Below are 13,735 nucleotides of genomic sequence, written 5' to 3' on the forward strand. Positions count from 1 at the left end.
CTAAATTCTTTCTTAGCGACCTATTTTACATAAGGTTACAAACAGAAAAAATTTGGTGATATACATCAAATAAATCACAAAATTCTCACACACCTATTTTACGTCCATCCCTTTCTTTGTATAATAATAAGAATTATTTTTATTTGTATAAATTATATTTTTATTTACTAGGAGCCATAAATTTATGCATAAATTTAAACCAAACTATCTCACCTATTCCATTCTCGCTACTCTCACTATGTCTACTACCTATGCTGAAAACAGTACGACTCAAGATCAGCTCAATGAAATTGTCGTTTCAGGCAATACCTCCGAGCCCAATGTACAAGAGAAAAAAGTGGGTGAAACACAAATTACTTCTCATAAACTAAGTAAACGACAAGCTGCGGATAGCCGAGATTTAGTTCGTTACGAAACAGGTATCACTGTTGTTGAAACAGGAAGAACCGGTTCAAGTGGCTATGCCGTGCGAGGTGTTGATGAAAACCGTGTGGGCATTATGGTTGATGGCCTTCGCCAAGCTGAAACATTAAGCTCTCAAGGATTTAAAGAACTCTTTGAAGGTTATGGTAACTTTAATAACACCAGAAATGATGTTGAAATCGAAAACGTTAAAATGGCAACCATCACTAAAGGCGCCGATTCCATGAAATCCGGTAGCGGGGCGTTAGGTGGTTCTGTAGCCTTTGAAACAAAAGATGCGCGTGATTTTTTGCTGAATAAAAATTATCACATTGGTATTAAACGTGGTTATCAAACTATGAATAATCAAAACCTAACTTCCGTCACTCTCGCTGGAAAATATAAATGGTTTGATGTGCTATTCATTAATACCGAACGAAAAGGTCATGAAATAGAAAACTATTATTACGATATTTATCCAAATGAGGAAGCCGATCATGCGGCGGTTGGGCGTACTCGTGAAAAAGCGGATCCCTACCGTATTACCCGTAATAGCAATTTGATCAAAATTGGCTTTCAACCAAACGATGAACATCGTTTCAGCGTGGCATTAGATGATTCCAAATTAAAATCCAAAGGCGCTGACCTGTCTTATAGCTTAAGAGCGCACTCCAGAACAGATACTGAACGCTATGGAGAACGTTTAACCAACGATAAATCCCAACGCAAAAATACCCAATTTACCTATGAAAACTTTACCCAAACACCACTTTGGGATCATTTTAAGATTTCCTATTCCTCACAAAAAATTACAAATAACGCAAGAACAGATGAGTATTGTTATACGTCAAAATGTATTCAAGTCGAAAATAAACAAGGATTGCATTTAGACGATAGCAATGGTGTTTACAAAGTCGTTGATAAAACCGGTGGAGAAATCACAGGAAAAGGAATTGAAAGCGGTTGGAGCACAGAAAGTGAATATCGAAATGCCAAAGGTGAAAAACTCTCCGGGTTTGATTATAAAGAACAATCTGTGGAATCGACATTGATTGACTGTGAAAAATTAGATTGCTCTAAAAAATACAGAGTATTTGTTAAAAACAATGAGAAGTATGAAAGTAAATACCATTTTGAAGATCGTCAAATCGAAACTAAAACATTACCAAATGGAAAAAAATATGGTTATATCCCATTAAAATCTATCCCAAATGCTTGGGGAGGATTACAAGAGGAAGAACTGTCTTATTTATTCCCACGCTCCGCAGGCTATAGCCGTAATGACTATAACGATCGTGATTTAAATACAGATACCAACCAAATCAATTTAGATTTTGATAAAGAATTTGAGCTTGGCAAAACTAACCATAGTTTGAAATATGGTGGGTTATATTCCAAAACTGAAAAAAGCATGGTTAACAAAGACGGCTATCAGGGTGGAAACGTGCAATGGTGGGCTGATAATTTCTTCTGTAATGAAGCAATTGAGGGAACTTATCCGGTTGAACGCAAACCTGCACCAGATAAATGGCCTTCCGGTTCATGTACAGGTAATTACCGAGCCAAAACAGGAAACTTATCCAGTTACTTAATCCCGGTCACCACCAAAAACCATGCGTTCTATTTAGGTGATAATATTAAATTTACTGATTGGGTGGGGCTTGATTTAAATTATCGCTATGACCAGATCAAACATCTTCCAAGCTATAATCCAAATATTCCTGTACCAAAAGGTCTTATTGCCGGGATTTTTGTTCCTTTCCCTGACGGTGCGATTCCTTACGGCCCTGGTGCAAACTGCGGTTATAACACAGACTGTATGAACAAAAATTTTGCTCAAAATCTAGAGCAACTCTTGCGTACTACATCCTATAAACACCATTCTTATAACATTGGACTCAACTTAGATCCACTTGATTGGATGCGGGTACAATTTAAGTATTCCAACGGGTTCCGTGCACCAACCTCAGACGAAGTGTATATGACCTTTAAGCATCCAAGCTTTTCAATTACCCCAAACACCAAGTTGAAAGCAGAAATTGCTAAAACTAAGGAAGTCGCGTTTACATTTTATAAAGATCGTAGTTATTTCACACTCAGTGCATTTAGAACCGATTATGATCACTTTATTGATTTAGTCTTTATGGGAGAAAGAGCCATTGAGCAAGGCAGCGCATTAACTTATCCGTTCTATCAAAACCAGAACCGCGACGGCGCAAAAGTAACCGGTGTTGAAGTAAATTCACATGTTGAACTAGGCGATCTAACACCAATTTTACAAGGATTTAGAATAGGCTATAAGTTGACTCACCAAAAAGGTAAAGTTAACGGCAATATTCCAATGAATGCTATTCAGCCAACCACATCTGTATATAATCTAGGCTACTCTACTGAAGGTGATCAATATGGGATCGATTTATTTATCACGGATGTTGCACCGAAAAAACGCAGCGATACCTACAATATGTATTGGAAAACACAAAGTGAAGACCCAAATAGACTCGTTCAAGGTAAACGGGTTACTGACAGTACATTAGCTTGGCGAAGTGGACACTACACTATCTTAGATGCCATCGTTTACGCTCGACCAATTAAGAATCTCACCTTAACGGCGGGTGTATATAACATCACTGATCGCAAATACATCACTTGGGATTCTGCACGTTCTATTCGCGCAATCGGAACGCTTAACTTAATCGATCAAAATACCGGCGCTGCAATCAAGCGCTTCTATGCTCCAGGTAGAAACTTCCGCTTCAATGCAGAACTTACCTTTTAACCCAACAAAAAAGGAGAAGTTTCAAGCTTCTCCTTTTTCTTTCTTCTAAAGTGCGGTCGGATTTCAAAACGTTTTAGAAACTGACCGCTCTTTTATCTGTAATTAACTTACGCCGCGACCATCACCATTGCCGGGCGAATCACGCGACCGTTAAGCAAGTAGCCTTTTTGTAACACAGTGGTGATTTGGTTAGTTTCAAAGCCTTCCATCGGTTGCATGGAAATAGCTTGGTGGAGATCCGGATTGAAAATCTCACCGACAACGCCTACAGGCTCAACGCCGAAACGGGCAACCGTTGCCAATAATTCTTTTAACGTTAACTCTACGCCGTTAAATAAAGCTTTAACGGATTCGTCTTCCATGTTTGCCGGCGTGGCTAGAGCGCGTTCTAAGTTATCAATGGTGTTTAAAATGTCTTTGGCAAATTTTTCTAACGCAAATTTATGCGCTTTTTCAACATCTTGTTCTGTACGACGACGAATATTGTCGATTTCAGCACGAGTACGTAACAATAAATCTTGTTCTTTTTTTGCAGTTTCCGCTAATTGCGCTTCTAATTCTTGTACGCGTGCAATCGCTTCTTCCAAAGGATCTTCCGTTTGTTTTTGTTCTTCAACATCCACTTCTTGCGATTGAAGATCTTGTTCTAATTCTTCGTTTTGTTCTTGTTTTTGCTCGTCTGCCATTGTCATTCTCCGATTAATAAAAGTTGGGCGATTATAACAAAAAATGCTGCATTTACCACTTGAGTAAAAGGCTTTCTGTTGTAATATAATGCCCAATTCATTGAATTCAAGTTAGTGTAAAAACAATATGGACACGTTAAATTCGGCAAAACCGCAAACGTTGCATACCTCGTTTCAAACCATTGCATTAGTTGGTAAACCGAGAAATGATATCAACCTACAAATGCATAAAAACCTGTTTTTTTGGCTAATTGAACGCGGTTATCACGTGTTGGTTGAGCAAGACATCGGTAAAAAAATTGACCTTCCGCCAAAACATTTAGCTAGCCTAGAGGAAATCGGCCAATCCGCCCAACTTGCCATTGTGATTGGTGGCGATGGCAATATGTTGGGGCGTGCCCGCATTTTAGCCGAATATCATATTCCGCTTATTGGCATCAACCGTGGCAATTTAGGTTTTTTAACGGACATTGACCCCAAAAACGCCTATTCCCAATTACAAGCTTGCTTGGAAAACGGCGAGTTTTTTGTGGAAGAGCGCTTCCTCTTGAAAGCCTGCGTGGAACGCGACAATGAAATCATTGTCAGTAGTATTGCCGTCAACGAGGCGGTGATTCACCCGGCAAAAATTGCGCATATGATTGATTTTCATGTGCATATCAACGATCAATTTGCGTTTTCACAACGTTCCGATGGTTTAATTATTTCAACGCCTACCGGTTCAACCGCCTATTCTCTTTCCGCCGGTGGCCCGATTTTAACCCCGCAATTAAATGCCATCGCATTGGTGCCGATGTTCCCGCACACCCTGTCTTCACGCCCGCTCGTAGTGGATGGCAACAGCAAAATTTCTATTCGCTTTGCGGAATACAACACCTCTCAATTAGAGTTAGGTTGTGACAGTCAAGTTGCCCTCCAATTCGGACCTGATGATATTATCCACATTCAAAAATGTGACTATCCTCTCCGTTTACTGCACCTCAAAAGCTACAATTATTACAAAGTATTAAGCTCCAAATTAGGTTGGCTACGTAACTTTTCTTAAAGATTAACAAACCCTCTTTACTGTATATTAAAACAGTAATATACTGATAAACATACAGTAAAGAGGATTTGCTTATGTTGACCCAACTCACTATTAATAATTTTGCTATCGTTCGTCAGTTAAATATTGAATTATTACAAGGAATGTCCGTCATCACCGGGGAAACCGGCGCGGGAAAATCCATTGCCATTGATGCACTAGGTGTTTGTCTCGGACAACGAACAGAAGCCTCCATGTTACGGGAGGGTCAAGAACGCGCCGATATTTGCGCGACGTTTCATCTAAACAGTAACAACCCGGCTTTCCAATTTCTACAAGAAAACGAATTGCAGGATCCTGACAATCCTGAAGACTGCATTTTACGCCGCATTATTAATCATGACGGACGCTCTAAAGCATTCATTAATGGCATTCCTGTGTCGGCCGCCCAATTAAAAGAGATCGGGCAACATCTCATTCAAATTAATGGGCAACACGCCTCGCAACGTTTACTGAAAAACGACTACCAACTGCAGTTAGTCGATAATTTCTGTCAACATACCGCACTTTTACAACAAATGAGCCTTGATTATCAAACATGGCGCAATTTGCAACATCAAGTCAAAACCTTCCAACAAAAATGCGCGGAAAACGAAGCGAGAAAACAGCTTTTACAATATCAAGTAAGTGAACTGGATGAGTTTAATTTAAAAGAAAATGAATACGAGGAATTAGAAGCGGATCATCTTCGTCTCTCCAACAGTGAAGAACTAACGCAGCTTTCCCAATCAGTTTTGCAATTATTAAGTGAAAATGAAACGGTCAGCGTAGATTCGCTACTTTATCGCGCTGTGCAACATTTAAGTGAACTCTGCGAGTTAGATAATCGTTATACTAATGTGCAAAATCTATTAAATGAAGCATTGATTCAAGTGCAAGAAGCCACCAATGAAATTCAGTCGTTAAGCAGCAATATTGAGCAAGATCCAACGTTATTGGCAGACATTGAACAACGCCTAGGACAAACTGTGCAATTAGCGCGCAAGCACAATGTAAAACCACAAGATTTAGTGGCATTACACCGTCGTCTCAAAGCGGAATTGAATGAATTGGAAGATTTTTCCGGCAGTGAAGAAATGCTCATTCAACAAGAGCAAGCAGCTCACGAAAAAATGCTTGCCACCGCGACCGCACTTCATCAAAGCCGTCAATTGGGTGCACAAAAGCTGGCACAGCAAGTAACCAAATCCATCAAACAATTAGCGATGGAACACGCAGAATTCTTTATTGAATTGCATAGTGACTATGACAAGATAAGTGCAAATGGCGCAGATAATGCGATTTTTACCCTACAAAGTAACTTAGGCCAAAGCGCTCAACCACTCGCTAAAATTGCTTCCGGCGGTGAGCTTTCCCGCATTGCCTTAGCCATTCAGGTACAAGGATCTAACCAAACCGCCATCCCAACATTAATTTTTGATGAAATTGATGTCGGTATTAGCGGTGCCACTGCAAATGTGGTCGGTAAATTATTAAGAAAACTCAGCGAAAAATGCCAAGTCATTTGTGTTACTCACTTGCCGCAAGTCGCCTGCCACGGAACACATCATTTTTCTGTTGAGAAATCGACCGTCGATCAAAAAACGGAAACAAAAATGACCGCACTTTCTCCTCAGCAACGCGTCAAGGCATTAGCCAAATTATTAGGCGGAAGCAAAATTACGGATGCCGTCTTAGCCAATGCACAAGAAATGCTAGATGCTGCAGCATAAGTGAAGAAGACAAAAAAATTGGGCGAAAATAACGCCCAATTTTTATATGGAAAAAACAATAAAATCGTTTTGATACAAATTTCTTTTTTTTATGTTTTTATCCTGAAAGGCCAGTATAATTAGGCTCTTTCTTTCACTCTTAATTAAGTAAATGAAATGCCAATAAACTTTACCCAAATCATTAAAGATAGCTTTCATTTCATGCAAAATGAAAAGCGAAATATTATCGTCTTGTGCGCACTTTACTTTTTTGCCGACATCATCATGGTGTTGTTGCAATCAGCGATGTTGCCAAATGAAATCGTTGTTTCTCTGTCAAACAACCAAATTTCTTCCGCTATCTCAGAAGAACAAGGCATCAATTTGGTGACATTCTTTTTTCTTAAACAGTTTATTTATATTTTTATCAGTGCATGGTGTTTAGTCACCATTCATCAAATTAGTTTGCGACAGTTCAATACCGTTCTGCAGAGTTTCGCCTCAACATTGAAGCGTATTTGGGGCGCCCTTTTACTAAGCTTCTTGATTTTTACCCCAATTCTTGTGGGACTTACAGAAGCCATGATCGCCATTCAACAAAAAGTACAGCCTTCTATTATTTCGTTATTTGCGATTATTATCGGTATCGGCTTATATATTCGTCTTTGTTTGGCGCCGGTGCATTATTTATTAACTGATGCCGGCATAAGTACTTCCGCTAAAATTACTTGGCGCGCTGCGATGGGACGTGTTTCATCCTTATTTATCTTCAGCTTACTGATTTATGTTCTTGTGCCTTTGGCTGAAAGTTTTCTGATCAGTTTTTCAAGCAATGCCATCATGGCTGTCATTACCGGTATCATTGCGGCATTAATCAACGTGTTTGCATTGGTTGTCACTTACCGTTTTTATACGTTATTCATTGCAAAGGCATAACATCAATATGAAACAATTACTTGAGTTTATTCCCTTAGTTCTTTTCTTTGCAGTATATAAATTAGTTGGGATTCGTGAAGCGGCAATGACATTGGTCATTGCCACCATCGTGCAATTTATTATTTTGAAAGTGAAATACGGCAAAGTTGAAACGCAACAAAAAATTGTTGCGGGTGCTGTTATTTTCTTTGGTACGTTAACCGCCTATTTTAACGATCTTGAATTTTTAAAATGGAAAGTCACGATTATTTATGCGGTTTTTGCGCTGGTTTTGCTTATTGCTCAATTTGGTTTCAAAAAAATGTTGATTAAACAACTCCTTGGAAAAGAAATCCAATTGCCGGAACATGTTTGGAAAAACCTAAATCTAGGTTGGAGCGGCTTTTTTATTTTATGTATGTTAATCAACATTTATATCAGCCAATATTTATCCGATGATATTTGGGTCGATTTTAAATCCTTCGGCATCATCGGCATGACCTTTGCCGCCACGCTCATTACCGGAATTTATATTTATCGCTATTTACCTCAAACACAACAAGAAAAAAACAAGGAATAATCAATGTCACCTCAATTAATTGATAGCAAAACCGGACAACAATCTCACGGCACCCTTCTGCTTAGAACGTTAGCGATGCCCTCAAACACCAACGCTAACGGTGATATTTTTGGTGGTTGGATTATGTCTCAAATGGACATTGGCGGTGCTATCTTAGCAAAAGAAATCGCTCATGGACGCGTTGTGACTGTCGCCGTTGAAAGCATGAATTTCATTCAACCGGTTTCTGTTGGAGATGTAGTTTGTTGCTATGGACAATGTTTACACGTTGGACGTAGCTCAATTAAAATCAAAGTGGAAGTGTGGGTTAAAAAAGTTGCAAGCGAACCTATCGGTGAACGCTATTGCGTGACAGAAGCGCAATTTACATTTGTTGCTGTCGATCAGGAAGGCAAACCTCGTGCTATTCCACGCGAAAATAATCACGAATTAGATGCCGCTTTGGCACACATGAAAACGCCATAAACTAAAAAGAGGACTCAAAATGTACTACGTCATTTTTGCTCAAGACAAACCGAACACGTTGGCTCAACGCTTAGCAGTGCGTGAACAACACCTTGCTCGTTTGAAACAACTCCAAGCGGAAGAGCGTTTATTAACCGCAGGCCCAAACCCAGCTATTGATGATGAAAATCCGGGTGAGGCCGGTTTCACCGGTTCGACCGTCATTGCCAAGTTTGATAGCTTGCAAGCAGCAAAAGACTGGGCAGCTCAAGATCCTTATGTAGAAGCCGGCGTGTATGGCGATGTCATCATTAAGCCGTTTAAAAAAGTATTTTAATTTTCAAACGGTCATCACGGAAACATGTTGAACTAATGATAACAAAGGCGGATCTAAGTATCCGCCTTTGATTTATGACTAATGGAAAATAGCCATGCGATACTTGCAACGAACCTCAATTTCTCTGTTAATTTTAACCGCACTTTCTTTCTCTGCCTTGGCAGCAAAAACCGAAAGCGCCGTACCCCACGAAATCAATTTAGCGCAAGAACAAGCAAAGTGGGCACAACAGCAACATGATTCGGAATTGCTTTTGATTAAGCAACGTTCAACGTTCCTTCAATTGGAAAATCTGCTTAAAAGTGCGGTGAAAAATAACAACGTTTCTGATAATGCTGAGTTATATCTTAACCTCATTGAGTCTTTAAAAGGCTATCCATTGCAAATGGATGCGACAACCACCTACATTGATGCCCGCATTAAAAGCGTTAGTAAAGATACGCTACCTGAAGAGGTAAAGGCATTAAAACACGAAATCGAACAAGTTATCACGCAAAATCCTACGCATTTTTTACGTAATCGATGGGAACAAGGCATTTTCACACTATTAATAAATGCTGATGATACGGAAGGATTAGTCCATTATGCACAACGTGTTAAGCCAAGTTCCTTGGAGATGCAAATAGCCGTATTAAATGCCGAACTTCAGCTTGAACGCACAAAAAACGAAACAAATAAAAAACAAAACTCCAACAGCGACTCAAACATTATTTCCCGCTATGAACAACTTTGGTTAGCCAACAGCAAACTTCCTAATGACGCGCAACTCTGGGCAAAATGGTATTCCGATGGCAAACGGACACAAGATAAAATCTACCAAAAAGCCGAGGAACTCTTTGCCCAAAATGATGCGAACGGGATGGCGTTGCTATCATCGGAATTAAATAAAATTGATAGTGCGAAAGAAGACGAAATGGTTTTGGCAAATTTAAAACGCTTTGAATCCCTATTAAAAAATCCGGCAACCCTGCCTGAATTGGCCGATAGACTACCACTCATTGAAGAAAATAATAAAATCGTCACAAAATTTGCAGTGGTGCAGACCTTTCCGCGTTATTTACGCACTCTATCGGAAACAATGAAAGAGCCTAACTTTGCCCCCTATCAACAATGGGCAAAAAATTGGCAATTAACAGATGCGCAAATTCGTGAGTGGGAAATTGCTTTTCTTGGTCGTTTTTTTGACAATGAAAGCCCGAATTTCCAACAATGGCGGGATGCAGAAATTCTCAAATTAAAAGCAGATAACCTTACCGAACGCCGTTTGCGTATGGCCATTTGGCAAAAGACCGATTTAACCCCATGGCTCAACGCACTTTCAGAAGAAGGTCAGCAAAAACAGGAATGGCGTTATTGGCAAGCCAAAACAATAGCAAAACGCGATAGCAAAAAAACAAAAGAAATATTGACCGCACTTTCTGACGAACGCGGTTTTTATCCAATGTTGGCAGCCGCCAAATTACATCCGAAAACCCGTGGCAACGGTTATGATTTCGGCCAACCAGAATTACTTATTGCCCCGAGTATCTCCGATCCTTATTGGGCTGATGAATTCAAAAAAGTAAAACCGGCATTGGAAGAAATTGCCGAACTACGTCAACTCGAAAGATTTGGCCCGGCTAAACAGCGTTGGCGTTTCTTGTTGGAAAATCTGTCCGGTGATGCCAAAAAAGAGAAACAAATGGCGCTTAGTCAATATGCCAACCAACAAAACTGGTTTGATTTAGGTGTGGATGGCTCCATTATTGCTAAAGCGTTTGATTACATTCAGTTGCGCTTACCAATTGCTTATAGCGATTATTATGATATTGCACTCAAAAGCCGCTCGGCGTTAAGCAAAACCAAACCGCAAGCCGCGCTAAATACCAATGTCAGTAAAAGTTTCGCCATGGCGATTTCTCGTCAGGAAAGCGCGTGGAACCCACAAGCACAATCTTCCGCCAATGCACGCGGATTAATGCAATTGCTACCAAGTACTGCCAAAGCAACAGCAGACAATGCCAAATTGCCTTATGCAGGCGAGGCGGACTTATTTAAGCCGCTCAATAATATTTTGTTAGGCACGGCACATTTAGCGGAGCTAAACGCCAAATATCCGAATAATCGCATTTTGATTGCTTCCGCTTATAATGCAGGTGCTCATCGTGTGGAAAAATGGTTGGCGCGTGCCAATGGCAAGTTGGAAATGGATGAATTTGTGGCATCTATTCCGTTCTATGAAACCCGTGGTTATGTTCAAAATGTGCTAACTTACGATTTTTACTATCAAATATTGCAAGAAAAAGAAGAACCACAAACCTTTAGCAAAGAAGAATTTGATCGGCTATACTAGCCAGACTAGTTTAATAGTATAGGATTGTTGATATGTATATTAGTCGCGATTTAGAACAATGGAATGCCTTCCTCAATATGTTGCAAACCGCTTTTGAACAAGGTAAGGCTCAAGAAGTATTAACCTTATTGCTTACCCCTGATGAGCGTGATGCATTAGGGCTTCGCCTACAAATCATCGCTCAACTACTCAATAAAGAGCTGCCTCAGCGTGAAATTCAACAAAATCTGAATACCAGTGCGGCAACCATCACTCGGGGATCTAATATGTTAAAAACCATGGATCCTGTTTTTATTGATTGGATAAAAACGCAACTCAATGCGCAAGAAAAAAACCATTAAATTTCCATTCAAACTAAGTAACCTGCGCAATCTATCCTTGCGCAGATTACCGCTTTTCAGGAAATTTCCCACTCAAAGTGCGGTACGTTTTTTATATCGTTTTTTACTTGCTACTTTAGTAGTCACCTTTGCCTTTCGTTTTATTCCCATTCCTTATTCAAGTTATATGCTGGAACAAAAAGTATCTCATATTTTGTCCGGTGATTTTACTTATCAAACACGCTACGATTGGGTGAGCTTAGAGGATATTTCTTGGCAAATGCAACTGGCGGTGATTGCGGCTGAAGATCAGAATTTCCCCGAACACTACGGCTTTGATTTCACCGCAATTAAACGGGCTTTTCTGCATAATCAAAAAAGCAATCGAATCCGTGGTGCCTCCACCATTTCTCAACAAACTACCAAAAATCTCTATTTATGGCATGGACAAAGTTGGTTACGCAAAGCAATCGAAGTGCCGGCAACCTTAATGTTAGAAACCTTGTGGTCCAAAAAGCGTATTCTCGAAGTGTATTTAAACATCGCGGAATTTGGCGAAGGCATTTATGGCGTAGAGGCTGCCAGCCGTTTTTACTTCAAAAAACCGGCCAAAAATTTATCGCAAAATGAAGCCGCACTTTTAGCCGCCACGCTGCCCAATCCGCTCATTTATAAAGCCAATGCCCCGAGTGCTTATACCAAGCGCAGACAGCTTTGGATTCAACGTCAAATGGAACAATTGGGTAAATCATACTTAGAAACGCTCAATTAGTTCCGATTTATTTCAAAATCAAAAATAAATAAATTACTCAAAAAACCTTAATTAAATACTTTTTGATTAATAAATTCGCCATTTTCTTGAAAAAAATATCAAATTAAGGTAACTTCCTTAATCCTTATCTATATTTTATTTTTAAATTATTTATCTATTTTGGGGAGTATTCACATTGATTAGGCGTATTCAAACATTTTTCCAATCAGAAGCAGCAGGCGGCATACTATTATTACTTTTTGCCTCAATGGCTATCCTGCTTGCCAACACCTCTTTTAATCAACATTACTTCGGTTTCCTCGATACACCGGTCAGCGTTCAATTCGGTGCTTTCAGCATTGCTAAACCTTTATTAATGTGGGTCAACGACGGCTTTATGGCAGTCTTTTTCGTTTTGGTTGGTATGGAAGTCAAGCGTGAAATGTTGGAAGGTTCACTATCAAGCTATCAACAAGCGATTTTCCCTGCTATTGCGGCAATTGGTGGGATGGTGGTACCGGCATTAATCTATTTTATGGTTGCCCAAGGTACACCGGAAATCTATTCCGGCTGGGCAATTCCTATGGCCACAGATATTGCCTTTGCCATTGGGATCGTTGCTCTTTTAGGTAAGCGCGTCCCTTTACCACTCAAAGTATTTTTATTGGCACTTGCCATTATTGACGACCTTGGTGCTATTATCGTCATTGCGATCTTCTACTCACATGAACTCAGTACCCCGGCACTGATTATCGCTGTGGTAACCATCAGTATTTTAGTCACCATGAATCGCTTTAAAGTCAGCGCTCTTTGCGCTTATATGGTCGTCGGCTTGATTTTATGGGCATCCGTATTAAAATCCGGCGTACACGCGACTCTCGCTGGCGTCATTATTGGTTTTTGCATTCCAATGGAAGGTCGTAACGGTTCAAGCCCATTACACCAATTTGAACATATTCTGGCGCCTTGGTGCTCTTATTTAATTCTACCGTTATTTGCTTTTTCTAACGCGGGAGTTCCTTTAGAAAACGTGGGCTTATCCAGCCTTAATTCGCCTCTTACTCTTGGTATCGCACTCGGATTAATCGTTGGAAAACCATTAGGCGTATTTCTATTTAGTTACCTATCGGTCAAATTACGTCTTGCCCAGTTACCACAAGGGGTTAATTTCGCTCAAATTTTTGCTATTGCAATACTCTGCGGCATCGGTTTTACCATGTCGATGTTCCTAGCAGGTCTTGCTTTCGGTGAAGCGGCATATAACAGCTTTGATACGCTATCTCGATTAGGGATTTTATTGGGATCAGGTGTGTCCGCTGTTGTTGGCTATGTTTTATTAAGAAAAACAACCGCTCAAGCTTAAGCGGCAAAAAGAAAGCCTTGCTAATCAGCAAGGCTTTTTTATATCGATGAA

At 40.0% G+C, this 13,735-nt stretch carries 12 protein-coding genes; 11 read left to right on the forward strand and 1 reads right to left on the reverse strand.

The window, feature by feature from the left end; genetic code table 11:
- Nucleotides 1–184 precede the first annotated feature (184 nt).
- The gene (locus AC30SH_RS06425) at nucleotides 185–3,181 is read left to right on the forward strand and encodes a TonB-dependent hemoglobin/transferrin/lactoferrin family receptor (RefSeq protein WP_489582275.1); all 2,997 of its coding nucleotides are present in this window, start codon (nucleotides 185–187) and stop codon (nucleotides 3,179–3,181) included.
- A gap of 107 nt (nucleotides 3,182–3,288) precedes the next feature.
- On the opposite strand, the gene grpE is transcribed toward AC30SH_RS06425, so the two are convergent.
- Nucleotides 3,289–3,867 (reverse strand): nucleotide exchange factor GrpE, encoded by a 579-nt coding sequence (gene grpE, locus AC30SH_RS06430; RefSeq protein WP_212510495.1) that lies wholly within the window; start codon nucleotides 3,865–3,867, stop codon nucleotides 3,289–3,291.
- 127 nt (nucleotides 3,868–3,994) lie between these two features.
- Between grpE and AC30SH_RS06435 the strand changes: the two genes are divergently transcribed.
- From AC30SH_RS06435 to nhaA, 10 genes are all read left to right on the forward strand, one after another.
- Nucleotides 3,995–4,912: an NAD(+) kinase gene (locus tag AC30SH_RS06435; protein ID WP_212510494.1), complete on the forward strand. Its 918-nt coding sequence runs from the start codon at nucleotides 3,995–3,997 to the stop codon at nucleotides 4,910–4,912.
- A 74-nt stretch (nucleotides 4,913–4,986) separates the two neighbouring features.
- A complete protein-coding gene (gene recN / locus AC30SH_RS06440; RefSeq protein WP_212510493.1) occupies nucleotides 4,987–6,663 on the forward strand; it encodes a DNA repair protein RecN in 1,677 nt (558 codons plus the stop codon).
- Between the two features lie 156 nt (nucleotides 6,664–6,819).
- Entirely contained in the window at nucleotides 6,820–7,578 is a 759-nt protein-coding gene (locus AC30SH_RS06445) for a beta-methylgalactoside transporter (protein ID WP_212510492.1), read from the forward strand.
- Between the two features lie 7 nt (nucleotides 7,579–7,585).
- Nucleotides 7,586–8,137, forward strand: a complete 552-nt coding sequence (locus tag AC30SH_RS06450) for a septation protein A (RefSeq protein ID WP_212510491.1) — start codon at nucleotides 7,586–7,588, stop codon at nucleotides 8,135–8,137.
- A gap of 3 nt (nucleotides 8,138–8,140) precedes the next feature.
- The gene (gene yciA, locus AC30SH_RS06455; RefSeq protein ID WP_021616162.1) at nucleotides 8,141–8,602 is read left to right on the forward strand and encodes an acyl-CoA thioester hydrolase YciA; all 462 of its coding nucleotides are present in this window, start codon (nucleotides 8,141–8,143) and stop codon (nucleotides 8,600–8,602) included.
- A 19-nt stretch (nucleotides 8,603–8,621) separates the two neighbouring features.
- Nucleotides 8,622–8,918, forward strand: a complete 297-nt coding sequence (locus tag AC30SH_RS06460) for a YciI family protein (protein ID WP_212510490.1) — start codon at nucleotides 8,622–8,624, stop codon at nucleotides 8,916–8,918.
- A gap of 94 nt (nucleotides 8,919–9,012) precedes the next feature.
- The gene (locus tag AC30SH_RS06465; RefSeq protein ID WP_212510489.1) at nucleotides 9,013–11,250 is read left to right on the forward strand and encodes a transglycosylase SLT domain-containing protein; all 2,238 of its coding nucleotides are present in this window, start codon (nucleotides 9,013–9,015) and stop codon (nucleotides 11,248–11,250) included.
- A 32-nt stretch (nucleotides 11,251–11,282) separates the two neighbouring features.
- Entirely contained in the window at nucleotides 11,283–11,591 is a 309-nt protein-coding gene (trpR, locus tag AC30SH_RS06470) for a trp operon repressor (protein ID WP_212510488.1), read from the forward strand.
- Entirely contained in the window at nucleotides 11,569–12,342 is a 774-nt protein-coding gene (mtgA, locus tag AC30SH_RS06475) for a monofunctional biosynthetic peptidoglycan transglycosylase (protein WP_212510487.1), read from the forward strand. The genes trpR and mtgA overlap by 23 nt, the downstream gene beginning before the upstream one ends.
- Nucleotides 12,343–12,517: 175 nt before the next feature.
- Nucleotides 12,518–13,684: a Na+/H+ antiporter NhaA gene (nhaA, locus tag AC30SH_RS06480; RefSeq protein WP_006717385.1), complete on the forward strand. Its 1,167-nt coding sequence runs from the start codon at nucleotides 12,518–12,520 to the stop codon at nucleotides 13,682–13,684.
- The last annotated feature ends 51 nt before the right edge of the window (nucleotides 13,685–13,735 follow it).

This window comes from Aggregatibacter sp. HK296, assembly GCF_980469475.1.

What these genes read in the sequence shown, in the direction of transcription:
- AC30SH_RS06425 (WP_489582275.1), top strand. Translation starts at nt 185, where the DNA reads ATGCATAAATTTAAACCAAACTATCTCACCTATTCCATTCTCGCTACT.
- AC30SH_RS06460 (WP_212510490.1), top strand. Translation starts at nt 8,622, where the DNA reads ATGTACTACGTCATTTTTGCTCAAGACAAACCGAACACGTTGGCTCAA.
- AC30SH_RS06435 (WP_212510494.1), top strand. Translation starts at nt 3,995, where the DNA reads ATGGACACGTTAAATTCGGCAAAACCGCAAACGTTGCATACCTCGTTT.
- AC30SH_RS06465 (WP_212510489.1), top strand. Translation starts at nt 9,013, where the DNA reads ATGCGATACTTGCAACGAACCTCAATTTCTCTGTTAATTTTAACCGCA.
- mtgA (WP_212510487.1), top strand. Translation starts at nt 11,569, where the DNA reads ATGCGCAAGAAAAAAACCATTAAATTTCCATTCAAACTAAGTAACCTG.
- AC30SH_RS06445 (WP_212510492.1), top strand. Translation starts at nt 6,820, where the DNA reads ATGCCAATAAACTTTACCCAAATCATTAAAGATAGCTTTCATTTCATG.
- grpE (WP_212510495.1), bottom strand. Translation starts at nt 3,867, where the DNA reads ATGGCAGACGAGCAAAAACAAGAACAAAACGAAGAATTAGAACAAGAT.
- recN (WP_212510493.1), top strand. Translation starts at nt 4,987, where the DNA reads ATGTTGACCCAACTCACTATTAATAATTTTGCTATCGTTCGTCAGTTA.
- yciA (WP_021616162.1), top strand. Translation starts at nt 8,141, where the DNA reads ATGTCACCTCAATTAATTGATAGCAAAACCGGACAACAATCTCACGGC.
- trpR (WP_212510488.1), top strand. Translation starts at nt 11,283, where the DNA reads ATGTATATTAGTCGCGATTTAGAACAATGGAATGCCTTCCTCAATATG.
- AC30SH_RS06450 (WP_212510491.1), top strand. Translation starts at nt 7,586, where the DNA reads ATGAAACAATTACTTGAGTTTATTCCCTTAGTTCTTTTCTTTGCAGTA.